Source organism: Aquidulcibacter sp., assembly GCF_049239865.1.
GTDB lineage: Bacteria > Pseudomonadota > Alphaproteobacteria > Caulobacterales > Aquidulcibacteraceae > Aquidulcibacter.
Genome location: NZ_JBMLTR010000077.1, coordinates 1 through 23,633 on the forward strand (window position 1 = coordinate 1; position 23,633 = coordinate 23,633).

Annotated in this window: 24 protein-coding genes; 5 read left to right on the top strand and 19 right to left on the bottom strand. The window is 57.8% G+C overall.

The genetic code is table 11. From position 1 onward, the window contains the following. From hrcA to ACOVRA_RS05315, 9 genes are all read right to left on the bottom strand, one after another. Positions 1 to 1,015 (bottom strand): heat-inducible transcriptional repressor HrcA (hrcA, locus tag ACOVRA_RS05275; RefSeq protein ID WP_421719389.1); only part of this gene is annotated, 1,015 nt, incomplete at its 3' end. A gap of 57 nt (positions 1,016 to 1,072) precedes the next feature. Continuing rightward, a complete protein-coding gene (locus ACOVRA_RS05280) occupies positions 1,073 to 1,453 on the bottom strand; it encodes a VOC family protein (protein WP_421719390.1) in 381 nt (126 codons plus the stop codon). A gap of 38 nt (positions 1,454 to 1,491) precedes the next feature. After that, positions 1,492 to 2,688: a serine hydrolase domain-containing protein gene (locus ACOVRA_RS05285; RefSeq protein WP_421719391.1), complete on the bottom strand. Its 1,197-nt coding sequence runs from the start codon at positions 2,686 to 2,688 to the stop codon at positions 1,492 to 1,494. Between the two features lie 6 nt (positions 2,689 to 2,694). Next, complete coding sequence (gene rpsP / locus ACOVRA_RS05290; RefSeq protein WP_290802992.1) at positions 2,695 to 3,195, bottom strand: 30S ribosomal protein S16; 501 nt, start codon at positions 3,193 to 3,195, stop codon at positions 2,695 to 2,697. A gap of 37 nt (positions 3,196 to 3,232) precedes the next feature. Next, positions 3,233 to 4,762 (bottom strand): signal recognition particle protein, encoded by a 1,530-nt coding sequence (ffh, locus tag ACOVRA_RS05295; RefSeq protein WP_421719392.1) that lies wholly within the window; start codon positions 4,760 to 4,762, stop codon positions 3,233 to 3,235. Between the two features lie 221 nt (positions 4,763 to 4,983). Then, a complete protein-coding gene (locus ACOVRA_RS05300) occupies positions 4,984 to 5,265 on the bottom strand; it encodes an HPr family phosphocarrier protein (RefSeq protein ID WP_421719393.1) in 282 nt (93 codons plus the stop codon). Between the two features lies 1 nt (position 5,266). Beyond that, positions 5,267 to 5,668 carry a PTS sugar transporter subunit IIA gene (locus tag ACOVRA_RS05305; protein WP_290802985.1) on the bottom strand — a complete coding sequence of 134 codons (402 nt, stop codon included), beginning with the start codon at positions 5,666 to 5,668 and terminating at the stop codon, positions 5,267 to 5,269. A gap of 180 nt (positions 5,669 to 5,848) precedes the next feature. Next, positions 5,849 to 6,169: a 2Fe-2S iron-sulfur cluster-binding protein gene (locus tag ACOVRA_RS05310; protein WP_346381248.1), complete on the bottom strand. Its 321-nt coding sequence runs from the start codon at positions 6,167 to 6,169 to the stop codon at positions 5,849 to 5,851. A 42-nt stretch (positions 6,170 to 6,211) separates the two neighbouring features. Next, entirely contained in the window at positions 6,212 to 7,441 is a 1,230-nt protein-coding gene (locus ACOVRA_RS05315) for an NAD(P)/FAD-dependent oxidoreductase (RefSeq protein WP_421719394.1), read from the bottom strand. A 208-nt stretch (positions 7,442 to 7,649) separates the two neighbouring features. Here ACOVRA_RS05315 and ftsY point away from each other — a divergent pair, with 208 nt between their 5' ends. Then, the gene (gene ftsY / locus ACOVRA_RS05320; protein WP_421719395.1) at positions 7,650 to 8,996 is read left to right on the top strand and encodes a signal recognition particle-docking protein FtsY; all 1,347 of its coding nucleotides are present in this window, start codon (positions 7,650 to 7,652) and stop codon (positions 8,994 to 8,996) included. 1 nt (position 8,997) lies between these two features. Continuing rightward, on the top strand, positions 8,998 to 10,209 hold the full coding sequence (metZ, locus tag ACOVRA_RS05325) for an O-succinylhomoserine sulfhydrylase (RefSeq protein WP_421719396.1): 1,212 nt from the start codon (positions 8,998 to 9,000) through the stop codon (positions 10,207 to 10,209). A 16-nt stretch (positions 10,210 to 10,225) separates the two neighbouring features. Here the strand turns inward: metZ and ACOVRA_RS05330 are convergent, their stop codons facing one another. The 5 genes from ACOVRA_RS05330 to ACOVRA_RS05350 all read right to left on the bottom strand — a co-directional run bounded on the left by ACOVRA_RS05330 (position 10,226) and on the right by ACOVRA_RS05350 (position 15,191). Beyond that, on the bottom strand, positions 10,226 to 10,705 hold the full coding sequence (locus ACOVRA_RS05330; RefSeq protein WP_421719397.1) for a hypothetical protein: 480 nt from the start codon (positions 10,703 to 10,705) through the stop codon (positions 10,226 to 10,228). After that, positions 10,702 to 11,238: a response regulator gene (locus ACOVRA_RS05335; protein ID WP_421719398.1), complete on the bottom strand. Its 537-nt coding sequence runs from the start codon at positions 11,236 to 11,238 to the stop codon at positions 10,702 to 10,704. Before ACOVRA_RS05335 ends, ACOVRA_RS05330 begins: the two co-directional genes overlap by 4 nt. A 146-nt stretch (positions 11,239 to 11,384) precedes the next feature. After that, complete coding sequence (locus ACOVRA_RS05340; protein ID WP_421719399.1) at positions 11,385 to 12,050, bottom strand: hypothetical protein; 666 nt, start codon at positions 12,048 to 12,050, stop codon at positions 11,385 to 11,387. Between the two features lie 136 nt (positions 12,051 to 12,186). Then, positions 12,187 to 13,071 carry a class I SAM-dependent methyltransferase gene (locus tag ACOVRA_RS05345; protein WP_421719400.1) on the bottom strand — a complete coding sequence of 295 codons (885 nt, stop codon included), beginning with the start codon at positions 13,069 to 13,071 and terminating at the stop codon, positions 12,187 to 12,189. A 143-nt stretch (positions 13,072 to 13,214) separates the two neighbouring features. Beyond that, positions 13,215 to 15,191 carry a hypothetical protein gene (locus ACOVRA_RS05350; protein WP_421719401.1) on the bottom strand — a complete coding sequence of 659 codons (1,977 nt, stop codon included), beginning with the start codon at positions 15,189 to 15,191 and terminating at the stop codon, positions 13,215 to 13,217. A 340-nt stretch (positions 15,192 to 15,531) separates the two neighbouring features. On the opposite strand from ACOVRA_RS05350, the gene ACOVRA_RS05355 reads away from it, so the two are divergent. Beyond that, complete coding sequence (locus ACOVRA_RS05355; protein WP_298227029.1) at positions 15,532 to 16,026, top strand: Hsp20 family protein; 495 nt, start codon at positions 15,532 to 15,534, stop codon at positions 16,024 to 16,026. Between the two features lie 50 nt (positions 16,027 to 16,076). Here ACOVRA_RS05355 and ACOVRA_RS05360 read toward each other — a convergent pair whose 3' ends face one another. After that, on the bottom strand, positions 16,077 to 17,330 hold the full coding sequence (locus tag ACOVRA_RS05360; RefSeq protein WP_421719402.1) for an exo-beta-N-acetylmuramidase NamZ family protein: 1,254 nt from the start codon (positions 17,328 to 17,330) through the stop codon (positions 16,077 to 16,079). Between the two features lie 167 nt (positions 17,331 to 17,497). On the opposite strand from ACOVRA_RS05360, the gene ACOVRA_RS05365 reads away from it, so the two are divergent. Further along, positions 17,498 to 18,871, top strand: coding sequence for a serine hydrolase domain-containing protein (locus tag ACOVRA_RS05365; protein ID WP_421719403.1), 1,374 nt, complete (start codon positions 17,498 to 17,500; stop codon positions 18,869 to 18,871). A gap of 99 nt (positions 18,872 to 18,970) precedes the next feature. Beyond that, positions 18,971 to 20,296 carry an APC family permease gene (locus ACOVRA_RS05370; RefSeq protein ID WP_421719404.1) on the top strand — a complete coding sequence of 442 codons (1,326 nt, stop codon included), beginning with the start codon at positions 18,971 to 18,973 and terminating at the stop codon, positions 20,294 to 20,296. Here the strand turns inward: ACOVRA_RS05370 and ACOVRA_RS05375 are convergent. The 4 genes from ACOVRA_RS05375 to ACOVRA_RS05390 all read right to left on the bottom strand — a co-directional run bounded on the left by ACOVRA_RS05375 (position 20,287) and on the right by ACOVRA_RS05390 (position 23,573). Continuing rightward, complete coding sequence (locus tag ACOVRA_RS05375; RefSeq protein WP_290805063.1) at positions 20,287 to 20,937, bottom strand: exopolysaccharide biosynthesis protein; 651 nt, start codon at positions 20,935 to 20,937, stop codon at positions 20,287 to 20,289. The genes ACOVRA_RS05370 and ACOVRA_RS05375 overlap by 10 nt on opposite strands. 139 nt (positions 20,938 to 21,076) lie before the next feature. After that, positions 21,077 to 21,658 carry a TlpA family protein disulfide reductase gene (locus ACOVRA_RS05380; protein WP_421719405.1) on the bottom strand — a complete coding sequence of 194 codons (582 nt, stop codon included), beginning with the start codon at positions 21,656 to 21,658 and terminating at the stop codon, positions 21,077 to 21,079. Positions 21,659 to 21,711: 53 nt separating this feature from the next. Further along, a complete protein-coding gene (locus tag ACOVRA_RS05385; RefSeq protein WP_421719406.1) occupies positions 21,712 to 22,248 on the bottom strand; it encodes a TlpA family protein disulfide reductase in 537 nt (178 codons plus the stop codon). A 122-nt stretch (positions 22,249 to 22,370) separates the two neighbouring features. Continuing rightward, positions 22,371 to 23,573 (bottom strand): acetyl-CoA C-acyltransferase, encoded by a 1,203-nt coding sequence (locus ACOVRA_RS05390; RefSeq protein WP_421719407.1) that lies wholly within the window; start codon positions 23,571 to 23,573, stop codon positions 22,371 to 22,373. Positions 23,574 to 23,633: the final 60 nt, after the last annotated feature.

Below are 23,633 nucleotides of genomic sequence, written 5' to 3' on the forward strand. Positions count from 1 at the left end.
TGACGCGGGCATAATTCAAGCGGGTTGGCCCGATCACACCCAGTGCGCCAAGCACTCGGCGTTGACTGTCCATATAAGGGGCCGCGACAAGAGCCGAACCAGACATGGAGAACAAGGGGTTTTCTGCACCAATAAACAATTTTACCGCAGAAGCTTCCTGCGCCGCATCCAAGACGTGGATCAGGTCGCGCTTGCGCTCCAAGTCATCAAACAAGATGCGCACCCGTTCAAGATCGCCCGCCGCTTGGCTATTGGCCAACAAGTTGGCGCGCCCCCGCACAATCAGTTTTCGCCCAGCCATTGGGTCATCGCCAGACCATTCGGCAAAACCGGCTTCAATAAGACTCGCCGCCGCCTTATCAAGGGTCGCCTCAGCATGGCGCGCATCATCCACCGCTTGTGCTGCAGCTTCCGATAAGGTTTTGCCCTTCAAGCGGAAGTTCAAGAAATTCGTGCTTTCTTGGAGCTGCGATTGCGTGAGACCGACAGGCATTTGAACCAGACGGTTCTCAACCTGCCCGTCGTCAAATACCAATACGACCAAGATTTGGCCGGGCCCAATCAGCACAAACTCTACATGTTTGACCGGGCTTTCCCGCGTCGGCGTTGTTACGAGCCCCGCACCCCCCGCTAAGCCCGACAACAGAAGCGAGGCTTCAGACAAGGCGCTGGACAAATCCGAACCAGCCGCCGCCAATCTTGAATCGATCTCGGCCTTTTCTTCCCGGCCCAAGTCACCAATCTCTAATAGACCATCGACAAAGAGGCGCAGGCCGGTATGCGTGGGTGTGCGCCCGGCACTTAAATGGGGTGCGTCCAAAAGACCGAGGCTGGCTAGATCAGCCATGGTATTGCGGATCGATGCCGGAGATAGCCCGATGCCGCGCTTCGATAAGGTACGCGATCCGACCGGCTCACCGGTTTCAAGATAAGTCTCGACGATATCGCGAAAGATATCGCGGGCACGGGCATCAAGGTCAGCGAGCGTCGTCGGGCGGGGCGGACTTGAATTCATAGGGCGTGTTTAGCGTGAAGCGGGACCGGACGCAAAGGTAAGCCAGAAATGCGCGCTTCAAACTTGAGTAAGGCTCAACAAATTGCCATCAGGATCTTCAAACCAGGCAATTTTGGCGGTGCCACCCAGTGCGTGCCAAATGCCCATCTCGTCTTGGCCAAAGCCTTCATAGATTTTCATCGTGACCCCGTGTGCAGTCAGCGCGCGGATGCTGGCTTGAATATCGCTCACCTGCCAGCCAAGCGCCGGGTGAGGACTGGGCGAAAATCCTTCAATCTGGGTGATGCGCAAGCCTGTCCCATCCTGATCCAGAATACTCGCAAATGGGTCATCCATCACAAAGGTTAGGCCCAAGACATCGCGGTAAAAGGCGACGGCAGCGGGTCGGTCACGGGTTTGGATGAAATTGATGACTTGAAAGTCTGCGCCTAAAGACATGGCCAATACCCCATATTTAGAGGCAGACTATCTCAGATTTAGAGATCAACAAGTCCCAGATCTTCCGCCGCAGCTTGCATCATTTCTTCTTCGACCCGGTAGACGCCCGACCTTAGCCCAGCAGCAGGACCATAAAGGCTGCCGGTGATGAAATAGGCGAAGCCGCGCGTTGAAACAGGATCCACCCACAGGCCTGCTAACAGGCCATAAGCTTCGCCATAATGGCCGACCATCTCAGACTTAAGACCTGCAACCGGGCATTGCTCGCCGGGGATCAAACGATGGACACCAAGCCCAAAGCCTTGGAATGCCCCGCCCGACGTATCGCCATTCAAGGGGTCTGCCCGATAGGTCCATTGCGGGGTTAAGACCAAGGCGCGGGTCGCGGGCTCTAACAAGGCTACCGCTCCGCTTAACGCCATGCCAATGCGGGAAAGGTCCAATGTGCTGGCCCGCAAGCCGCCCTGCGGTGAGAATAGTAGGCCATTGCTGCCCAGAGCATAGTCACTCAGACTTAAGCCAGCGTCGGTGGCGATATTTGGTCTCGGCAAGGTGGCGGGAGCCCCGTCGACTTGAACTTCCCAGTCACCATCCGCTTTGCGGCGATAAAGGGTTGCTGCCTCTTGGGCGGCTTGATCACTGATCCCAGACCAATTGAACCCACAGTCGATCCCTAGCGGGGTAAAGACAAGCTTTTGCGCTAAACGGTCAAAGCGGTCGCCACCGGCATGCTCACAAGCCTGCGCCAACAGCCCCATTGCCAAATTGGAATAAGTAAAAAAGCCAAAAGGTTGGGCCATGTCTGCCCAATGTTTCCCGTCATTCCAGTTTTTGCCGCCGGGAACAAAAAAGCCTTCCAGCGTTTCTCCCACGACCCCGCGATAATTCTCACCATCGCGAATGCCGGCCGTGTGGCACAGGATCATGCGTGGCGTGATGGGGGATTTTGGAAACTTTGGATGGCGGAGCTGAAAGCCTAATGCGTCAGAGATATCTCGGTCCAGATCGATCTGACCGGCTTCCACGAGCTTGAGCAGGGTAAGCGCGGTGGCCACTTTCGAGATGGAGGCGACCCGCGCCTTGCTGGTCAAAAGGAGTGGGCTTGCACGAGAGGCATCACGGACGCCCGCCGTGCCGGACCAAAGAATGTCTTGGCCAGAAAACAAAATGGCCGCACCGCCGGGGGCATCCCGGCGGGCGACCACAGCACCTAGCGTTTCAGCAAGGCGCTTCATACTGGCTTATTCTGCTGCAGGCTCAGCAGCGACTTCTTCAGCGGCCACTTCTTCAGCAGGTGCAGCGGCGGCTTCAGCAGCGGCAGCAGCTGCAGCAGCCGCGTCGGCCTTTGCTTGTGCAGCAGCTTCGATGGCTTCCGCTTTTGCGCGCTCAGCGGCTTCTTGCGCATCGATCAAGGCTTGAGCCTTTTCAGCGGCGCGTTCAGTTGCCTTTTGGCCTGGCTTGCCCTTGTTTGGGTTGTTGCCATTGACATAGGTGCCAACGCCTTGAGCGGCCAAGAAGCGCGCGACGCGGTCGGTTGGTTGCGCGCCCTTCTTCATCCATTCAGCGGCGCGCTCAGCGTCGATGACCAAACGGCCTGCATTGTCGTCAGGCAAAGTTGGGTTGTAGCTACCAATCTTTTCGAGGAAGCGGCCGTCGCGTGGCGAACGGGCTTCAGCGACCACGATGCGGTAAACTGGCTTCTTCTTAGAGCCACCGCGGGCCAAGCGAATTTTCAAGGACATGAGACTTACCTTTCAGAGTGTATGTGTCGTTTCTGCGTTACTTTTTCCCGAATGGGAGACCTGGTAGGCCCGTAAAGCCACCGGGATTTTGCGTATTGCCCAGACCGGGCAAACCTTGTGGAGGCGACTGACCAGGCAGGCCGGGTAAACCGCCGCCGGACGAAGCCGCTTGTTGGCCGAGACGTTGTAGAGCGGCAGGATCCATCGGCGGCATTTTGCCCCCAAACATGCCACCCATCTTGCCCATCAGGCCCTTCATGCCGCCCTTGCCCATGGCCTTGACCATGTCCGACATCGAGCGATGCATTTTGATAACTTTGTTGACTTCCGAGACGTCGACGCCTGCACCCGCTGCGATCCGCTTGCGACGGCTGGCATTCAACAGATCGGGCTTGGCCCGCTCTTGCTTGGTCATGGACTGAATGACGGCAATCTGACGCTTGACGCCCTTGTCCGAAACAGCGCCAGATTCCATGGCCTTTTTGGCAGCTTGCGCGCCGGGCAGCATGCCCATCACACCGCCGAGGCCCCCCATCGCCTGGATTTGACGCAATTGCATGGCGAGATCGTCGAGATCGAACTTGCCCTTGGCCATTTTGGCGGCCAGCTTTTCGGCTTCATCCTGCTTGACGTTCTCAACAGCGCGCTCAACCAGACTGACAACGTCGCCTTGGCCCAAGATGCGGCCAGCAATACGCTGGGCATCAAAGGCATCAAGGCCATCAATCTTTTCGCCAATGCCCAAGAATTTGATCGGCAGACCGGTCACCGCGCGCATCGATAGCGCGGCACCACCACGGCCATCGCCATCGGCGCGGGTCAGAACAATACCAGTCAGCGGCAGACGCTCATGGAAACGACGCGCGGTTTCGACCGCATCCTGACCAGTCAAGCTATCTGCGACCAGCAGGGTTTCAATCGGGCTGGCGATGCGTGCAATCTCTGCCGCTTCGCTCATCATATCTTCGTCGATGGACGTCCGGCCAGCGGTATCGAGGAAAACCACGTCATAGCCGCCCAAGCGACCCGCTGTGATGGCCCGGCGCGCGATTTCAGCGGGCAATTGGCCAGCGATAATGGGCAGACTGTCGACTTCGGCTTGTTGCGCCAGAACCGCTAATTGCTCCATCGCGGCAGGACGACGCACGTCGAGCGAGGCGACCAGAACCTTCTTGCGCAGGCGGGTGCGCATACGCAAAGCGAGCTTGGCAGTCGTGGTGGTTTTACCCGAACCCTGCAAACCTGCCATCATAATGACCGCGGGCGGGCCTTGGTTGAGCATCAGATCAACAGGGCCGCCAGTGCCGCCCAATGTTTCCACCAACGCATCATAGACGATTTTGACAACTTGCTGGCCGGGCTTCACGGCGCGGATAACGCGCTCTCCCACCGCTTCTTCTTTGACTTTGGCGATAAAAGCTTTGACGACGGGCAGCGCCACATCGGCTTCCAACAGCGCCACGCGCACTTCACGCAAGGCGGAATCCACGTCATTATCCGACAGCGCACCCCGTCCGGTGAGCGTATCAAAGACACCCGTCAATCGTTCTGTTAGCGCGTCAAACATGCGTGGTTCCAAAAGCAAACACGCAACGCAAAACGCCCCGCCGGACGATCACGTCGGACGGGGAAACCCTGTCCACCCCATCTGCTTTGCCCCCGATTGCTCAGTTCGTGCAGGACCGTGTGGATCAGAGCGCGCGTTTTGATTGCGCGGAAGAGCGGGGCCTATAGCCGAGTAGGTGGCAAAGAGCAAGGGCTGGGGGGGTGGGAAGGGCGGATAGGAGGCTACTCACCCTCACCAAATCGACTGGCGACCAGCTCACATAATGCGTCGAGGGCGGCTTCGGCGCGAGGACCTTCGGCCGAGACGGTGATTTCAGAGCCAATGCCCGCGGCCAGCATCATCAAATCCATGATGCTCTCGCCATCGACTTCTTGGTCCTCGCGCCCGACCATCACCCGGCTATCGGCATATTCGCCCGCGAGTAGCGCGAATTTGGACGAAGCGCGCGCATGCAATCCGCGTTTGTTGACGATTTCGATGGTCCGCGACACGCGTTCAGTCATTTTAGCCACTCGCCAACAAGGATGACGCCACAGCGATATATTTCCGGGCAGCATCTTGTGCAGCAAAAACGGCCCGCGGCAAGCTTTCGCGGCCACGAACTTCAGCTAATTTAATCAGCATAGGGAGATTAGCCCCTGCAATCACCTCATACTCGCCGCGATTCATAATCGAAATCGCGAGGTTTGATGGCGTGCCGCCGAACATGTCGGTGAGGATGATCACGCCAGATCCATCATCGACTTTGCGACAAGCGTCGAGAATATCGTCCCGCCGTGTCTGCATATCGTCGTCAGGGCCGATGCAAATGGCCTGCATATTGGTCTGGGGCCCAACCACATGCTCTGCCGCCAGAATAAGCTCTCGCGCCAAAAAGCCGTGACTGACCACAACAACGCCGATCATACAGACCCTATCCTGCTTACTTGGCAAGGCACAGCATGATCGCAGCCTTGAGCCAATTTTGGAAACTATAGAGGTGCGGCGGGGTTTGGCGAGGCCATTCCCCTATCGCCCAGCATGTGTCTGCGCATATTTGGCATGCGCAATTTCATAGACTGCTGCGCTGTGCGCCAGCATCAAACCTTAGTGTTGGGCTGCCGGCAAACGCACAACGATGCCATCCAAGTCAGACGTCATCGAAATCTGGCAGGACAAACGCGACAAAGGGGTCACGCCTTCGGCGAAATCCAACATGCTTTCTTCCATGCTGCCGGGCTTACCTGTCTTCTCGATCCAAGCGGCATCGACGAAAACGTGGCAGGTCGCGCAGGCGCAAGCACCGCCGCAATCGGCATCAATGCCCGGCACACGATTCTTGACCGCACCTTCCATGATGGTGGTGCCGACTGGCACTTCGATAACATGCTCGGTGCCGGAATGTTCGATATATGTGACTTTCGCCATGACGCTTTGTGTTCCCTTTGAGCTTCTGGTTAGGGTTGGCGCTTATGCGCTGGCCCCAATCTCTTTCATCGACACAGACATATCAGCCAAACGCGCGGGCGCAAGCTGTCCATGCCGTGCAATCACCTGCTTGCCAACGATAAACTCAGGCGGCGCATTAATGGCATCCACCGCAAGCAGCCGATTTTCGGAGTCTAAATGAAAAACGGCAAAGCGTTTCTGCGACGGATCGCCGCGCACCACCGATTGAGTTGCCCCTGTTGAAAGGCCCGCGATCTGCAGCTTGATGTCATATTGATCCGACCAGAACCAAGGCGCTTCTTCGACGGGCCGGGGCAGACCCAAGATCGCCGCCGCAGCCAGTTTGGCTTGCTCCAACGCATTATGGACGCTTTCGAGCCGCGCCCGACGGTGGCCATAATGTACCAGAGGTCTGCTGGCACAATCACCAATCGCGAATATGGATGGATCGCTGGTACGGGCGTCTTCATCCGTTTCGATGCCATCTTCAGCTTTAAGTCCAGCTTCCCGCGCCAAGTCCGCGTTCGGGATGATCCCAATGCCAACCAGAACAAGATCGGCGGCGATGCTGCGACCATCAGCTAACGCGACCCCAGTCACGTGTTTTGTGCCTTCGAGGGCGGTGACTTTCACATCCGTCAGGATGGTGACCCCAGCGTCGCGATGGAGCTTCTGGAAGAAATCTGAAATGACAGGCGGCGCGACACGGGCCAAGACGCGCGGGGCGGCCTCCAAGATCGTAACCTCAAGCCCAGCCTTTCGGGCAACAGCTGCGACCTCTAGGCCGATATAGCCCCCGCCAATCACAACCAATCGCTTCCCAGCCCCCAACTCTTGGCCCAGACCGTCGGCGTCAGCAATGCTACGCAGATAATGCACGCCGGCAAGGTCTGCCCCCGGACAGGGCAGCGCGCGCACGCGCGAGCCAGTTGCTAGGATCAATTTATCATAGGCAAAAGTTTGACCATTGGCTGTCGTCACCGACTTGGCTGCCCGGTCCAGTCGGGTGACTTCTGCGTCAAGATGCACCTCGACCTTGTCTTCCGCCCAAGCTTCCAGCGGCTTCAAGATCACACGGTCGAGACCCATCGCGCCCGACAAATAAGCTTTCGATAGAGGCGGTCGCTGATAGGGGAGAAGGCCTTCGTTGCCCAACAGCACCAATTGGCCGTTATAGCCCCCTGCCCGCAGACTGGTTGCGGCTTGCGTCGCGGCTTGGCCTGCACCCACAATAACGATCCGGCTTAGCATTTTTGAAAATCCATCTCTTGGCCAGTAGCTTCAGCTCTAGGCCCAGACGAAAAAGAGCCGCGTGCCCGGATGTCATAGAATGTCTGACGCGTGCTGTGAAGCCGAACAAAAGCACTTCACGTCTTCCGTCTGCCTCTTGCCTCCGCTAAGTCTAAGCTGAGGCCGCAACAAGGGTTTTCGCTGCTTGGCCACAGAGGGATTTGCTGCCATGTTTGGCTGGGGTAAGAAGAAAAATCAGGCGCTTGAGGCCGAAACGGCTCCTAAGCTTGAGCCTCAGGCTGGCAGCCCGGGCGTGCCGGCGGCACGCTTTGTCGCGACGGCTTTCGACCCCGACAAACTCAAAGGCGAAATCGGCCCCATCGTCGAAGAGGCATCCTCTCGCATCACGGGGGTGATCGGTGTCACCACCGATTATGATGAGACGGCCGTGCGCGTCACTTTGTTGGCCGAGCCCAAGGCGGACCGAGAGCTGGTTTTCATCACCGCGCGCGCTGGCGGCTTGCCCTTGGCGGCCAAACTGGATGGATTGGCGAGCCTCGCGATTGAGGAACTGGGATCTGATGGCCTAGTCCGTCAGACCTATGCCATTGCGGTTCCAGCGCCTGAACCAGAGCCAATGCCTGCAGACGTCATCGACAAATTGGTCGATGGGCTACAGCGCTCCTCCTCGCGCTTGGCAGAAGGGGTCACAGCGGTCTTCACAAAGGCCAAGCTGGATCAAGATACGCTGGATGAGCTGGAAGAGCTTTTAATCACGGCCGATCTGGGAGCCAGTGCATCGGCGCGCATTCGCGCTGGCATCTCAAAAGACCGCTTCGGCAAAGACATCAGCCCGGAAGAAATTAAGCAGGCCTTGGCGGATGAAATTGCCACCATCTTGCGCCCGTTTGAAACCGATAGCTCACCCTTTGAGCAACCGGCTGGTGCCGCTGGACCGCGCGTGATCTTGTTTGTTGGCGTCAATGGTTCTGGCAAGACCACCACGATTGGCAAGATCGCTCACAATCTGAGCCAAGCTGGCCACAAGGTGATGTTGGCTGCAGGCGATACCTTCCGCGCCGCAGCCGTAGAGCAGCTCAAAGTCTGGGGAGAACGCGCCAATGTGCCCGTAGTCGCCCGCGAAACAGGCGCAGACGCCGCTGGCCTCGCCTTTGACGCCCTAACCCGTGCCAAGGCCGAAGGGATTGACGTCCTTCTGATCGATACCGCTGGACGCTTACAAAACAAAACCGAACTGATGAATGAGCTGGCCAAAGTCGTGCGCGTGATCGGCAAGGTGGACCCCGATGCCCCACACGAGACCTGGTTGGTGCTGGATGCCACGGTCGGTCAGAATGCCATTTCTCAGACCGAAGCCTTCCGCCATGCGGCCGGTATCACTGGCCTAGTTATGACCAAATTGGATGGCACCGCTAAAGGCGGCGTCTTGGTTGCCGTGACCGAGAAACATAAATTACCGATCCGATTTGTCGGCGTGGGCGAACAAGCCGATGACCTACAACCCTTTTCCGCCGATGCATTTGCCCATGCCCTCGTTGGGCTGAGGACTTTATAAGATGACTGACGAAACCCACGATCCTTCCGCCCACCCACAGCTTAGTCCCGACACGATTCTGGTGCGCGGTGGCCTGACGCGCTCTCAGCACAAAGAGACCAGCGAAGCCATTTTCCTGACCTCTGGCTTTGTCTATGACTCGGCCAGTGAGGCAGAGGCCCGCTTCAAGGGCGAAGCACCCGGCTATCTCTATGGCCGCTATGCCAACCCGACAAACCGGATGCTGGAAGAGCGCTTGGCCGCCATTGATGGCGCACAGACCTGCAGACTAACGGCGAGCGGCATGGCAGCGGTGACTGCCGCTTTGCTTGCCCCCTTGCGCGCAGGAGATCATGTGGTGGCGGGGAAAGCCCTCTTCTCGTCCTGCCGTTGGGTGATTGAAACCTTCATGCCGCGCTATGGCATTGAATTTACGCTGGTCGATTCCACCGATGTTGCGGCGTGGCAGGCGGCCATCCGGCCAAACACAAAGACCTTCTTCCTCGAAAGCCCCAGCAATCCGACTTTGGACGTCAGCGACATTGCAGCGGTAGCCGGCTTGGCCAAAGCTTGTGGCGTGAGGCTGATTGTCGACAACATCTTCGCCTCGCCCATTCTCCAGCGCCCGTTCGAACTAGGCGCGGACGTCGTGGTCTATTCCACAACCAAGCATATGGATGGTGCCGGGCGAACATTGGGCGGAGCCATCCTCGGCTCAACCGCCTTTATGGAAGAGCATATTGACCCCTATCTGCGTCATACCGGCCCGGCCATGTCGCCCTTTGTGGCGTGGAACGTCCTAAAGGGCCTTGAGACGCTTTCCATGCGGGTAGAGCGGGCTAGTGCGAGCGCCGCACGTTTGGCCGATGTTATCGCAGCCCATCCGGCGACCAATTATGTGCGCTATCCGCACCGGACCGACCATCCCCAATATGCGCTCGCTAGCCGGCAAATGAAGTCTGGCGGAACCTTGCTGGCTTTTGAACTCAAAGGCGGCAAGCAGGCGGCCTTCGCGTTTCTAGACGCGCTACAAATTGTTGATATCTCCAACAATTTGGGCGATTCAAAGAGCCTCGCGACTCATCCCGCCACGACGACGCATTACTCGTTCGCCCCCGAAGTTCAGGCCGAGTTGGGCGTGACGAGCGGTCTTGTCCGTCTCTCGGTTGGTATCGAGGATAGCGCAGACTTGGTGAAGGATGTGGAAGCGGCGTTGAATGCTGCTTTAGGCTAAGCGCCGCGACTGTCGTTTAATCACGGCCTTCGCGGTGACGCTGGGCAAGAACGGCGCGCGCGCCATCTTGCACCAACACTTTGATCATTGGATCCGTGTCGGCATCCTCGCGCAGGGCCTGATGTGCCACCACGACAATAGTTTGCATCACGCCCTGATCTGGGATGAAGTCAGCGGCTGTGTCATTGAGGTAGTGACAGATCAGATTGGCTGCCTGGCCCAACGTGACTTTACGGACAGTACCAGCCAGCCCACGAATTTCATGGGCATTATTCCACATGACGTCGCGCCCGCCAGCTTGCTTGGCCTGCAGGGCGTCTTGCAATTCCTGCAACAAGCGACGCACTTCATCATCGATCGGGGGAATGACCTCTTCCAATGCCGCATTGGCCTTTCGGTAGGCTTCAGGCGTCAGCATGCGCGAAGCTGGACCACCCATTTTCCGCTGAAGACGGAAACTTGGCGCAATCAGCTCTACAGGGGTCTCCGCGTTCATGCTGTTTCTTCTTTCGGTTCGTTAGTTTGTGCGTTCTTTGCTTGATTGTCCGACTTACGACGAAGCTTGCCAACATAGTCTTTGCCGCTAGTGCCTCGACGACGACATGGCCCGGTATAGGTCGCCGTTTTGACGAACGACCTAGGGCGATCGATGACGGCGACGATGCGGTCGAGCAAGGTTTTCGCAGAGATGGGCTTGGCCACCAATTCATTCACACCTGAATCTCGTGCCGCCGTGACTTTTGTGCGCTCGGTATGACCTGTCATCATGATGATGGGCACAAAGGGAAACGGGCTATCGACGGCGGTGCGGATCATCTGCGTGAATTCCAGTCCGTCGATCGGAAACATGTTCAAATCGACAATGACGATATCGGGCACGCCCGCGCGCATGACTTCCATCGCATCTGCGCCGTCACTGGCTTCTTTGACGATCCCAATCCCAACCCCACGCAAAATCGCCACGACAATCGACCGCATATGGGGATTGTCATCGACTACCAGTACGTGAAGAGAGTTTAAGCCTGGCATTCAATCGGGTTCCGGACATCCACCGATGGTAAAAACTAATCAAGCTTTGTCGCAAGATAGTTAAATGGATGTTACCAGTATCTGCAAAATAGCGCCAATTTCGCTAAATTATGCGGCTTTTTGCGTTCAGTACCTATGTTGACTGATCAGCGTGCAAACTCGGCTTGGCTTGGGACCGCAGGAAACTCAAGGCTGACTGCACCTCGCATGGTCGCATGACTAGGCCGAAAGACGGGAATGCCTGCTTCAATCGGCAAAGAAACCCTCCGACCGTCTGCAAACACAGCCTGCCCTCCGGGGACGCCCTTGAACGCAATCCCGGTGAGTTTCGGGATTGCTAGGGCCAGTGGGCCTGCACGCCCGATGGCTTTCGCATAGTCCGTCACTGAATTAGAAACCGCGCTTGTTGGAATGGTGCGGCCCAAAGGAACAACTGGCTCCAAATTCAGCACAATGCGCCCGGGCGGCGCAGAGGCGGGCACCTCTAACTTGCCCTGTCGGAGCATAGCCAAATCTGGCATATTCAAGATTTTACCTTTGGAATCAATTTGTACAGGCGTGCGTACGGAACCCAAAGCATAGAACATGCGTGGACGGACATTCGCCCCTGAGGACTGGATCAAATATTCCAAATAGAAACCGTCACGGTCTTGTGGTGGCAGGCCGAGATAGAGATCATAATAGGGGAAGAGCTTTTTAACCGGCACCTGGCGAACACCTTCGCCAGACGCGGTTTGTGCATTGGCAGTCAAAACCAGACTGAGTGCTGCAAGCGAGAATCCAAGAAGGGTAGCGTTGGCTGGTAATGTCATCAAAACAGCCTGCGCATGCTGTAGATGTCTGTCACCTTAAATTTCGGTAAGTCGTCGATTGAAGACAGTAGAAGTTTCGTGAATGGGCAAAGGGGCCCCGCGTTTATCGCGAAGGCCCCTCATCTGGTCAGTAATCTTATTTGGCAGGCTTGCGGAAAAGAAGAGTCATCCGGTCGCTTTCGCCAATAGCCTTATACTTGGCATTGTCGAAATTTGGATTAGCCGGCTGGCCACTGGGCGCGGTCTGCAAGGTGGGTGGCAAGGTCCACACCCCGAATGGATGATCCTTGGTATCCTTCGGGTTGGCGTTGAGCTCAGACGCCGCAACAAATTCAAAACCGGCCTGACGCATTTGCGCGATCACCCAGTCCTGCCGAATATAGCCCGAGGCGGGATTTTGTGGCCGTCGTGCGTCACCGCGGTGCTGTTCAATCGCCACCAGCCCGCCGGGCTTCAGTGCGCTATACATGGACTTCAGCGCATAATCCTTGATGTTCTGCAACACAAAGCCATGGAAGTTCCGTGAACTGATGATCAGATCGACGCTATTTGGTGCAGCAAGCAATTTGTCCGAATTGGCAGCAAACACACCAACTTCCAACGTGCCATAAAGGGATGGATTATCTTGGTAGCGCTTCAAATAGCGGTCACGACCGGCTTTTTGCGCATCGCTCATTTTGTCAGGGTCGCCAGAGGTGACGATCAGTTTACCACCGCCTGCGGCCAAATAAGGGGCCAATAGATCGGTCCAATAGCCCGCACCTGGCCGGATCTCAGCCACAGTCATGTTTGGCTTAATGCCCCAGAAGGCAAAGGAATCGACGGGATGACGAACGCCATCACGCGCCCGGTCTTCTGGAGTCCGCCACGCACCATCGACGACGGCCTGCGCAGTCATACCTGCTGCTGGTGCCGCGGCCTTTGGCTTAGCCGCCGCAGTTCCAGCCATGCCGGGGGTGGCGCACAAAGCACCGATGACGATCGCGCTGACCGCAAGCAAGGAATTTCGGGCACTACGCATAATCTGTCTCCTTCAACCGACCGGCGACACAGGGACCTGCGCCGCTCCATGAGTCGGGCTTATCGTATGCGTGCCATGTCGCCTAAGCGGCCCGAAATGTCGAGGCCGCACGGCGAGATTCACGGACTTGTGAGACCACGTGCCTATTCTTTTTTCTTCTTCGGCGGCACGACCCAGTCCGGCTTGTTGGGACTAGACTTAGCAGGCGGCGCGGACTTCTTGCTTGGGGCAGCTTTTGGCGCTGCCTTGGTGCGACTATTGGGTGCCGCCGTACTTGACGACTTCTTTTTGGGCTCAGCCTTGGTTTCAGGACGGTTTCTGTTCCGGCTCGAGGCAGGGCGCGTCGTTTCGGTATCCGCCGCTTTTGTCTTGGCCTTGGATTTAGACTTGCTAGCAGGTGCCTTGGTCTCAGCGGGTTCTGCGGCTGGACGACGTGAGCTGCGACGGTTTGTGGTAGCCGGGGCTTCCTCTTCTGCCTTCTTTCGGCTTGCAGCCGTTCCTGATTTGGTTTTCGTTTCCTCGGCAGGGGTAGAGGCTGTGCCGGAACGCGTCCGTGACCGCGTGGACGGGCTGGGCGCGGGCGTTGCTTCGGCATCGCGCGAACCAGAGCCACCGGACTTGGGCTTAGCTGTCGTCGAACTCGCCGCGGTGCTTGGCTCACCAGCCTTTGGCGTTGCGGGTGTTGCGCCGCGCTGACGCGGACGCAAAGGCGTTGGGGTAGCCGTGGCAACAGGTTCAGTGGCTGCCTTTGGCGCAGGATCGGGCGTCGCATCAGCCGGTGGTGCGTCACCGACCGGCTTGGTAGAGGCCGCATCAGTTGGCACTGAGGCCGCGCTAGGAGCCGGGGCAGGCGCCGCTGTGCGGGCCTTGGTGTTTGACCCGCGCCGACTGGCCGGCGGGGGTGGCGCGGGCGGTGACGGCGCTTTGGCCTGCGGTTCTTCGGTCGCAGGGCGAAGGCCAGTAGTTGGCGTAACAGCAGCCCCCGGCTTAGGGTCGGGCGCAGGTGCCACCCCTGCCGCATCCGGCTTGGCTTCGACACCTGCCACAACGGGGGGTGGAGGTGGTGGCGGTGGCGGCGACCCACGACGGCCACGGCGAGGTGGTGGTGGTGGGCCAGGAATAATGGTCACAGGGATTTGGTCGGCTGTTGGCCGCGAAGAAGCCAAGCCAACACCGGTTGCATCCAAGGGCTTGCGGAAGCGCAAGGTCATGCGGTCGCTTTCGCCAATCTCATCATAGCGCCTGCGATCAAAGCCCGGGTCATCTTTCTCGCCGATTGGCGAGGTCCGCGATACCGGCGGCAAGGTCCAAACGCCAAATGGATGGTCCTTAGTGTCAGCAGGGTTAGCATTAATCTCTGCCCCGCCGATAAACTCAAACCCTGCCTCACGCGCCAATTGGATCACATAATCCTCGCGCACGTAGCCGTCGCGCGCCAAGGGGTCCTGCGGCTCGTCGGTGCGGCCGCGATGCTCCTCAATTCCAAGGATGCCGCCGGGCTTCAAGACGGTGTAGAAGTCGGCAAACGCCTTCTCGGCCCAGCTTTGCGCCATCCAATTGTGGATATTGCGGAAGGTCAAAACCTTATCGACGCTATTGGGCGGTGCCATTGGCATGGATCGCGGACCAAAAGGCACCACGTTGACATTGCCATAGACCCCTGGGTCGGCAGCGAAGCGCGCCCGGTATGCGTCAACCATCTGACGAACGACTTGGGAGTTGGACGCGGCGGCATCCCAGTGACCAACGATTAGCCTACCATCACCCTGCTTCAAATAAGGACCGAGTATCGAGGAATACCAGCCTTGGCCTGGCCAAATCTCAACAACTACATCGGTCGGGCGCACGCCGAAAAACTGTAAGGTCGCCTCTGGATTGCGCCAACGATCCCGCTGAGCATCAATGCGCTGGTCACCCTTGACCGCCCGACGCAATGCTTCACGTGCACGTTCGTCTAAAGGCGGAACGGGATTAGCCGGCGGCACAAACACAGAGGTTGGCCCCGTCGTCGGCTGGCTTTCCGAAACTTGCTGGTCGGGAACTTGCGCATGGGCTGACACAATTCCGCTTAACGCCATGATGCTGGCAGTTCCGGCGAGTGCCCAAGCGCGAAATGTCATGCGCCTCTTTCTCCCTTTGACTACCGGCTACCAGCTTTGAAGTGAGCCAAAGCGAAACTCAAGAGCGTTAGCCTATCCTAGTTTACGCCACGGGCTCAAGCCTCAAGGACATGAAACTCCTGTCAGAATTTGGACATCTGCCCCTTGCACAGTCAAAAACGCACTCCCAACTAGGCTGTGCGGTGCCAACAAACGGGCCGCATGGATCGCCACCGGGCTCATAAGCGCGGCCCTCCACTTGGCTCTAGAGAGCAAGCGGAAGTCTGCGTGAGACAGTGGAGTTCGCTGGGTGCGCGGCCCTTTTTCCGCGTGGTGAACCTGTCGCTTCTAGGAGGACAAAATGCGTACGATTGACTTAACCCCCCTCTATCGCACCATCGTCGGCTTTGACCGGATGGCCCATTTGATCGAAACCGGTGCCCGTTTGGATACGGCAACGGGCTGGCCCCCTTACAATATCGAGCAGACTGGCGAAGACGCCTATCGCATCGAGTTGGCGGTGGCGGGCTTTGGCCCCGAAGACTTGTCGATTGAGCTGAAAGAGGGTCTTCTGACCGTCACCGGCAAAAAAGCCTCGAGTGAAGAAGGCCGCAATTTCCTGCATCGCGGAATTGCCGAACGTGGCTTTGAACGCCGTTATCAATTGGCCGACCACGTGCGCGTGACCGGTGCCAATCTTGAGCACGGCATGTTGAGCCTATCTTTGGTGCGCGAAGTGCCAGAGGCCCTAAAGCCTCGCAAGATTGCGATCCAAGTTGGCGCTGCCAGTGCGAGTTCCAGTGCCAATGACGCGCCGCTGATCGAAGGCGAAGCCAAAGCTGGCAAAGCCGCCTAATCTTCCAAGCTGCCTGATGGGCCTTATCTGGGCCCATCAGGTTTTCAAATTCAGCGATAGATGAGATGCGGCCCGCGATCGGCTTTGAACTGCTCTAAAGGCCCCTGCCAATCCGCGACGAGCTTTTGCCAAGGCGCCCCCGCCTCCAGTGCCGACCACAAGGCTTCACTGCCATAGACCTTGTTGAACAGGCTGCGCGTGGAAGCTGTACTGCCCGATAAGGGTGCCTTGGCCGAACGTGCGACGACCTCTGCACACAAGGCCATCGCAACGGCCATCAGGTCCGTCTGCCCCCTTGGATCAATGATCAGCTCCACCCCGCCAAAGCCCGGCTTCACTTGGCTCTGATAGGGCTTGAACTGGATGTCGCGGAAGCCTTGCTGGCTTAGGCTTTCGGCTAAGGTAGCACCATCAATGCCCGGCCCTGCCGCATAATGGAATGGTTTTGCCGTACCGATCCCAATATCCACCTGCTTCAGCTCGCCCAAAATGCCCGTCGTGGCGCAATAAAAGGGCGATTCCCAAGTTGGGATATTCGGGCTGGTCGCCACCCAATTAAGGCCCGTATCCGCCCAATTCATCCGCCGCTCCCAGCCCGCCATTTGCACGACCGTCAGCTTAGGGGCTTTGGCGACCCAGCCTTTCGCTATGGCCATCCTCGCCAATTCACCGATGGTGAGGCCATGCAGATAGGGCACTGGCACCTGGCTGACAAAGGATTCAAAGCCCGGTGACAAGGGCGGGCCCTGCATCCGTATGCCACCGAGGGGATTTGGTCGGTCGAGCACGACAAAGGCTTTACCGGCTTCGCCACAAGCCTCCATCGCAAGGATCATAGTAGAGATATAGGTGTAGCTGCGCACCCCAATGTCCTGAATATCAAACACCAATACATCCACGTCTTTCAACATGGCTGGCGTGGGCTTTCGGTGCTCGCCATAGAGGGAATAGGCTGGCAAGCCCGTGATCGGATCTTGCGCATTTGCCACGTGGTCGCCTGCCTTCGCGCGCGTATCCAGCCCATGTTCTGGCCCAAACAAGGCGGTCAGACGCGGCCCTAAGCCCCTTTGTAGCACCACGCGCGACATGGTTCCGGCTTGATCGACGCTCGTCTGATTGGTGATGAAGCCAACGCGCTGGCCGTCCAAGGCTGCAAAGCCCGACTGGACCAATTGATCGATCCCTAATTTTACACGCGGACGGCGGGGATAACGCTGCCGCAACACCCCACTGCCCGCACACCCCGGCAGCATCAGAGACGCGGCACCAATAGCTGCTGATTGAAGAATGATGCGACGATTCATACCCAAAAATCCCTCTAGAGCTGGAAGGCGGACATTGGCGCTTGGCCTGTCTGTTGAATGTGCCGTCAATTAGTCGGCGTGCCCTTGACCAGAGCGCCCAATTAAACAGATGATTGCCTTATCAAAACAAGATCGCAAAACAACACGTTTCTGGGAGCAGCGCCTACATGTTCAAGCTAAAACCGATTTTTGCCGCCTTGGCGATCAGCACCAGTCTGCTGGCATTCAGTGGGTGCGCGACAAGCCAATCGCCGAGTGCCAGCGTTGCCACCCCGCCGCCCTCGGTCTTGCCAGAACGCGTCGCCGCCATGCGGACGGTGTTACAAGATGGCGTCGACAAGAAAGTAGCCAGCGGCTTTTCAGCAGCCTTGGTGGATTCCTACGGTCGGATTGAGTCGACCTATGTCGGCTTGGCCGATGTCGAAACGGGTAAGCCCATTACGCCAGACACGGTGTTTCGCCTTTACTCTATGACCAAGCCGATCACGGCTGTGGCGATTATGATGTTGGTAGAAGAGGGCAAAGTGGATCTCGACGCGCCTGTGTCGACCTATATCCCCTCTTTTGCCAAGACCGTGGTCTATGTCAGCGGCGACACGCTGGAGACCTTGAAGACAGAGCCAGCGGTCCGCCAGTTAACGGTGCGCGACTTGATGCGCCAATCGGCCGGCATTCCTTGGTGGGGCCCGACCAAGCCGGTTGAGCGGTTATATGCGATGAATGGCATTGAGCGCGCCCCTTCCGAGCCTGTGCCTGGCTTCAAGGGTCCGCGAGTCGCCAACCTGCAGGATTTGGCAGACCGGGTTGCTGCCACCCCCTTCACCAACCAACCGGGTGAAACTTGGACCTATGGCATTGCGATCGACGTCTTGGGCCGTGTGGTTGAAGTGGCGTCCGGCCAAAGCCTTGGCACCTTCTTTAAGGACCGCATTTTCACGCCTTTGGGCATGAAGCATACGGCGTTTCAAGTTCAGCCAGGGGACAAAGAAAACCTGGCAAATGTCTATTTCGCCGTTTCAAAGATCAAGCCAGCTACAGGCGGCATTGATAGCTATGTCAAAAGCCTCAAGGACGTGCCCATGCACGAAGCCTTGCGCCCCGGTGACCCACCAGCCAAAAGCCCCTTCTTAGAGCCCGCGCGGATCGAGTTTGGCGGTGCGGGTCTGGTCGGCACCTTGAGTGACTATGTGCGCTTTGCACGCATGATCGCAGGCCAAGGCGAGCTAGACGGGGTGCGGATCATAAAGGCTTCCTCGATTGCCGAAATGGGCAAGGACCAACTGGGCCCAAAAGCCAACGCCAATTTGGTGAAGCAGGGCTATAGCTATGGGTTGGGCTTTGGCACCGTCGTCGACTCCAATCTCTACCCCAGCGGCGCGCCTGTCGGCACCATGTTCTGGGGCGGTGCAGCCGGCACCCAATTCTGGGCCAATCCACAAACCAAAGAAGCTGGCGTGCTCATGACGCAAGTTCTTGGTGACTATTTGCGCACCTATCAAGTCAATGCAGCCCGGGCAGCCATCGGGCAGCCCGTCCAATAATCGCGCGCTTTCCGCTGCCCTAAGTGCAGGGCAGCGGAACCTGCGGCTCTTGTCGCCCACATCATTGACCCCCGCCCTTTCGGACGACACACTCGCGTCATGCACGATCCTCATGCCGCGACCCCGACCCGCCACCTTTCTGTCCCCTATGTGATTTTCATCGCAGTCGGCATGGTAGTCGGCGCGGGCATTTTTAAATCTCCAGCTCTGGTTGCTGAAAACGCCGGCAGCGTCTGGGCCGTCTATGGCGTTTGGATCATTGGTGGGCTGATCTCCTTGATGGGGGCGCTCTGCTATGGCGAGCTTTCAACCGCTTATCCCAGCCCCGGCGGCGATTATTACTTCCTGACCAAAGCCTATGGCCCAAGTTTTGGCTTCTCCTTCGCGTGGGCCAGATTTTCAATCATCAACACAGGCTCCATCGCCCTTTTGGGCTTTGTGATTGGTGATTATCTCAACTTGGTTTGGAACTTAGGCCCAAATGGGCCCGCCCTATTCGCTTTGGTGAGTGTGGTGGTGATGACCCTTTTCAATCTGCGCGGCACCACTGGCGGCAAAGGTGCCGACTACGCAATCACCAGCCTCGAAGTGATCGGCCTGTTGGCGCTGGCTGCGGCGGCAGCTTGGCTGGTTGTTTCCGCCATTGCACCAGCAACGACCGGTCAAGGGCACAGTCCGAATGCGGCAGGTTTAGGCTATGCCCTTGTCTTTGTGTTGTTGGCCTTTGGCGGCTGGAGTGAAATGTCGACCTTATCGGCCGAGATTAAAAACCCTGAACGCGGAATGGTGCAGGCGCTTTTAGGGTCGGTCGTAATCATCACCCTGTTATATTTGATGGCCAATTGGGCCTTGCTGCGGGGGCTGGGTATTGAAGGCCTCGCGCAGTCCAAGGCACCGGCCGCCGACCTGATGGCGCGCGCCTTTGGCCCGCAAGCCGGGATCGTCTTGGCGATTGCGGTAGCAGCTGCGGCCATCACTTCCATCAACGGAACCATCATTGTCGGTGCGCGCACGACTTATGCCGCCGCCCGTGAACGTACTGGCCTGAACTGGATTGGGTCTTGGGACGGTCAACGTGGAATTCCATCCAACGCCATCATCGCACAAGGGATTGTGTCGGTTGGCCTCGTTGTTCTGGGTGCCCTGTATCAAGGCTTTTCAACACTGGTAGACTATACCGCCCCCGTTTATTGGGCGTTCCTGACAGCGAGTGGCTTGGCGGTCATCGTGTTGCGCAGAAAGATGCCCGATCAGCCAAGGCCCTTTAAAGTACCGCTCTACCCAGTCTTGCCGCTCGTGTTTGCAGGCAGCAGTGCACTGATGCTGTGGTCATCGTTGAACTATGTGAAGATTGGCGCGTTGTTTGGATTAGCGGTGGTTGGGGTCGGGGTCGTGCTGGCGGTGATCACCAAGCCTCAGAAGTGAACCGCATGAATAGTGTTGGACACGACGCCAACTAACCAATCTAGGCCGGCAATCGCCATGCCGATACCGAGGGGTGCGACCGCCAAGCTCAACAAGAAGAAGCCAAACGAGATCAGAGCCATCAGGCCGTCACGTTGCAAGAGAGCAATCGCCAGCGCGGCAATGCTCATCCCTGGGGGCCAATTGCCCAAGGGAATCGGCAAGGTGAGAATGCCTGCCAAAATGAGTGTCTGAATGCCGAACCAAATGGTGACAGGCTTTTGAGTCAAAAACTGAAAGCGTGGTTGCACCAGCTTTTCAATCTTCAACAAAGTCGGCATCGACACGTCGATGCATTTGCGAAAGGTCGCGGGCTCAATTTTCAGATCGCCAATACGTTTGGGAATCCAAGGCGTGCCTGCCCCAAAAATCATCTGCAGGGCTGGTGCCACCAGCAAAATGCCAAAAACGGTCGAGATTCCGGGCACATTGGGAATGCAATTCGGCAGGGCCAGAATTAGAAGAAGCAGGCCAAAAGCACGGCCATCCAGACGGGCCAAAACGTCGCGCACAGCGATTTGCTCTTCACCCGGAAAGGCGTCGTGCAACTCTTTGAGCAAGTCAGATGTCTTAGGCGGCAGGGCAGCTCGCACGTTCGTCATTCCAATCGGCAGCCCGCGTGGCGCTCGCCCCGGTATGTCGGGCGCAATTTGGGCAGAACAAGGGCCGGGCCTGTACAAACTCTCAGACATAAGGCCGGATTATAGGGGCTAGGCTTCACGTTTGCGTTAGCAATCGTGGTTAAGCGCGTCCTTTTATTTTCGCAACCGCTTTGGCTCTGTCGAGCAGACCTTGGACCCCAATGCCAGAGCCGGCTTTCAAATCGGTTGTGTAATCGCGAATGATGCCATCTTTGCCAACGATCACAAAACTCGGCACCCATTTGATGCCCCAAGCCTTATAAGCCGCGCTGTCATCATCAATCGCGACAGGGAAGCGATAGCCCTTTTCGGCAAAGAATGGGGCCAAACCACCCCAGCGGCCATAGCGCCCACGTGTATGAATGCCAATGAATTGGAGTTTGCGGTCGCGTGCGATCAGGCGATTAAGCTCTGCCACATCATCTACATCGGCCAAACAATCCGGGCACCATATCCCCCAGAACTGAACAATCGTGGTCTTGCCCAAGAAGTCGGCCTGCGTCAGTCGGCCACCACCAAAACGCGCAAGGTCTGTCGCAGGTGCCGCTTGCCCAATCAGATCATAGGTGCGTGGTCGACGATCCACGGGTGCGGCTGGTGCCGTTTGAGCTTCTGCCTCTAGCGCGACGGTGCTGGCAATGGTGCCGGCCGCAAGGCCTGTCAGGGTGTCTCTGCGTGTCATCGTGTTCATGTGCCCAATGTGATCGAAGTGACGTGCCTTGCCAAGGCATGAGCTCAGGCTGATCCCACAAAATCGCGTACTTTGCCTACAAATCTTGCAGCACCGCGCGACGATTTAAACGCCCAAGCATGGTCGATGACCTGCCCTTTGGCGTCGACCAGCAAGGTCAGTGGCGTGCCAGGCACCCCGATCGACTTCGTAAGCCGCTGGGTGCGATCATCGACAATCGGAATGGCCACGTCTGAAGCGCGGCTTTCTGCCCAAACCGGCAGACTGGGCCCATCCTTGGGCGCGAGGCCGATATGAACACTGAAGAGGTCAAAGCGGGGCTTTGCCCCTTGCAGTGGCTTTAAAGCGCGCACGGCCTCATCCCAATGCGGCTCATCAATCCGGCAAGGCCCACACCACAGCCCCCAGAAGCGAATAACGGCTGGGCGGCCCAAACTGGCGAGATTTATGCCCGTGCCGTCGATCAGGCTTGCCGGAACGGACGGTAGGCGTTGCCCGTGCAAAGCTTTAGCGGGGTCCTCTCGGCAACCTGCCAAGGTAAGAGCGCCAAGAGCTGAGACTGTAAATGTGCGCCGATCCATCCGTAACTACACCTTCTTTCTTGGGGTAGAATTAGCCGACATCGCTTAAGCGGACATGAAAACGGCGGCACAGTCTAAACCGTACCGCCGCCCGAACTTGCCCGTTGAACCGGGGCGAAGCTTTAGTAGATTTCGAACAAGCCTGCAGCGCCCATGCCGCCACCGATACACATGGTGACAACGCCCCACTTCACATTCTGGCCAGCTGCCTTGCGACGACGGCCTTCCAACAGGATGTGGCCGGTGCAGCGTGTGCCCGTCATGCCGAATGGGTGGCCAATGGCGATCGAGCCACCGTTCACATTGTACTTTTCAGGGTCGATGCCCAAACGGTCGCGCGAATAGAGGCACTGGCTGGCGAAAGCTTCATTCAACTCCCACAGGTCGATATCGTCCACTTTCAAGCCATGACGCTCCAGCAAACGGGGCACGGCGAAGACAGGGCCAATGCCCATTTCGTCGGGCTCGCAGCCTGCAACCGCAAAGCCAGCAAAGCGGCCAAGCGCTTCTACGCCGCGCGATTGCGCAGCCTTAGCTTCCATCAGCACGACAGCTGCCGCGCCGTCTGACAATTGCGAGGCGTTGCCGGCGGTGACGAATTTGTCTGGGCCGCGGACTGGCTTCAAGGAAGCCAAGCCTTCCAAAGTGGTGTCTGCACGATTGCATTCGTCGCGGTCGACGATCACGTCTTTGATCGTGGTTTCGCCGGTTGCCTTGTCCACGACTTTCATCTTGGTAGCCATCGGGACGATTTCGTCTTTGAACAGGCCAGCCGCTTGCGCAGCTGCGATGCGCTGTTGGCTGCGCAGCGCATATTCGTCTTGATACTCGCGGCTGACATTATAGCGCTGCGCCACGATGTCGGCGGTTTCAATCATCGGCATCCACAAGGCTGGCTTGATGTTGAGCAGATGCTCTTCTTGATAGTGCGACAAATTCATCGAACCACCCATTTGCACCAGCGAGATCGACTCAACGCCGCCGCCGATGGCGCAATCGGCGCCGCTCTGGGTGATGTAGTTGGCGGCCATCGCAATGGTCTGCAGGCCCGACGAGCAGAAGCGGTTAACAGTGGTGCCCGAAGTGGTGACGGGGCAGCCGGCCCAGATGGCGGCATTGCGTGCGACGTTGCCACCCGTTGCGCCTTCAGGTTGGCCCGCACCGATATAGACGTCTTCTACCAGGCCAGGCTCAATGCCAGCCTTGGCAATCGCGTGCTTAATGGCGTGACCGGTCATGGCAGCACCATGGGTCATGTTGAACCCGCCGCGCAAAGATTTGGCAAGGCCTGTACGGGCGGTGGATACGATTACGGCTTCACGCATAGTGGCGGCTCCCTTTACTTCCTGTCACACCGGTTCATCCGGCTTTCTAAAGGTCTCTTA

Bases quoted from the DNA above. Each gene is read 5' to 3' on its own strand.
- ACOVRA_RS05280 (WP_421719390.1), bottom strand. From the start codon at position 1,453: ATGTCTTTAGGCGCAGACTTTCAAGTCATCAATTTCATCCAAACCCGT.
- ACOVRA_RS05285 (WP_421719391.1), bottom strand. From the start codon at position 2,688: ATGAAGCGCCTTGCTGAAACGCTAGGTGCTGTGGTCGCCCGCCGGGAT.
- rpsP (WP_290802992.1), bottom strand. From the start codon at position 3,195: ATGTCCTTGAAAATTCGCTTGGCCCGCGGTGGCTCTAAGAAGAAGCCA.
- ffh (WP_421719392.1), bottom strand. From the start codon at position 4,762: ATGTTTGACGCGCTAACAGAACGATTGACGGGTGTCTTTGATACGCTC.
- ACOVRA_RS05300 (WP_421719393.1), bottom strand. From the start codon at position 5,265: ATGACTGAACGCGTGTCGCGGACCATCGAAATCGTCAACAAACGCGGA.
- ACOVRA_RS05305 (WP_290802985.1), bottom strand. From the start codon at position 5,668: ATGATCGGCGTTGTTGTGGTCAGTCACGGCTTTTTGGCGCGAGAGCTT.
- ACOVRA_RS05310 (WP_346381248.1), bottom strand. From the start codon at position 6,169: ATGGCGAAAGTCACATATATCGAACATTCCGGCACCGAGCATGTTATC.
- ACOVRA_RS05315 (WP_421719394.1), bottom strand. From the start codon at position 7,441: ATGCTAAGCCGGATCGTTATTGTGGGTGCAGGCCAAGCCGCGACGCAA.
- ftsY (WP_421719395.1), top strand. From the start codon at position 7,650: ATGTTTGGCTGGGGTAAGAAGAAAAATCAGGCGCTTGAGGCCGAAACG.
- metZ (WP_421719396.1), top strand. From the start codon at position 8,998: ATGACTGACGAAACCCACGATCCTTCCGCCCACCCACAGCTTAGTCCC.
- ACOVRA_RS05330 (WP_421719397.1), bottom strand. From the start codon at position 10,705: ATGAACGCGGAGACCCCTGTAGAGCTGATTGCGCCAAGTTTCCGTCTT.
- ACOVRA_RS05335 (WP_421719398.1), bottom strand. From the start codon at position 11,238: ATGCCAGGCTTAAACTCTCTTCACGTACTGGTAGTCGATGACAATCCC.
- ACOVRA_RS05340 (WP_421719399.1), bottom strand. From the start codon at position 12,050: ATGACATTACCAGCCAACGCTACCCTTCTTGGATTCTCGCTTGCAGCA.
- ACOVRA_RS05345 (WP_421719400.1), bottom strand. From the start codon at position 13,071: ATGCGTAGTGCCCGAAATTCCTTGCTTGCGGTCAGCGCGATCGTCATC.
- ACOVRA_RS05350 (WP_421719401.1), bottom strand. From the start codon at position 15,191: ATGACATTTCGCGCTTGGGCACTCGCCGGAACTGCCAGCATCATGGCG.
- ACOVRA_RS05355 (WP_298227029.1), top strand. From the start codon at position 15,532: ATGCGTACGATTGACTTAACCCCCCTCTATCGCACCATCGTCGGCTTT.
- ACOVRA_RS05360 (WP_421719402.1), bottom strand. From the start codon at position 17,330: ATGAATCGTCGCATCATTCTTCAATCAGCAGCTATTGGTGCCGCGTCT.
- ACOVRA_RS05365 (WP_421719403.1), top strand. From the start codon at position 17,498: ATGTTCAAGCTAAAACCGATTTTTGCCGCCTTGGCGATCAGCACCAGT.
- ACOVRA_RS05370 (WP_421719404.1), top strand. From the start codon at position 18,971: ATGCACGATCCTCATGCCGCGACCCCGACCCGCCACCTTTCTGTCCCC.
- ACOVRA_RS05375 (WP_290805063.1), bottom strand. From the start codon at position 20,937: ATGACGAACGTGCGAGCTGCCCTGCCGCCTAAGACATCTGACTTGCTC.
- ACOVRA_RS05380 (WP_421719405.1), bottom strand. From the start codon at position 21,658: ATGACACGCAGAGACACCCTGACAGGCCTTGCGGCCGGCACCATTGCC.
- ACOVRA_RS05385 (WP_421719406.1), bottom strand. From the start codon at position 22,248: ATGGATCGGCGCACATTTACAGTCTCAGCTCTTGGCGCTCTTACCTTG.
- ACOVRA_RS05390 (WP_421719407.1), bottom strand. From the start codon at position 23,573: ATGCGTGAAGCCGTAATCGTATCCACCGCCCGTACAGGCCTTGCCAAA.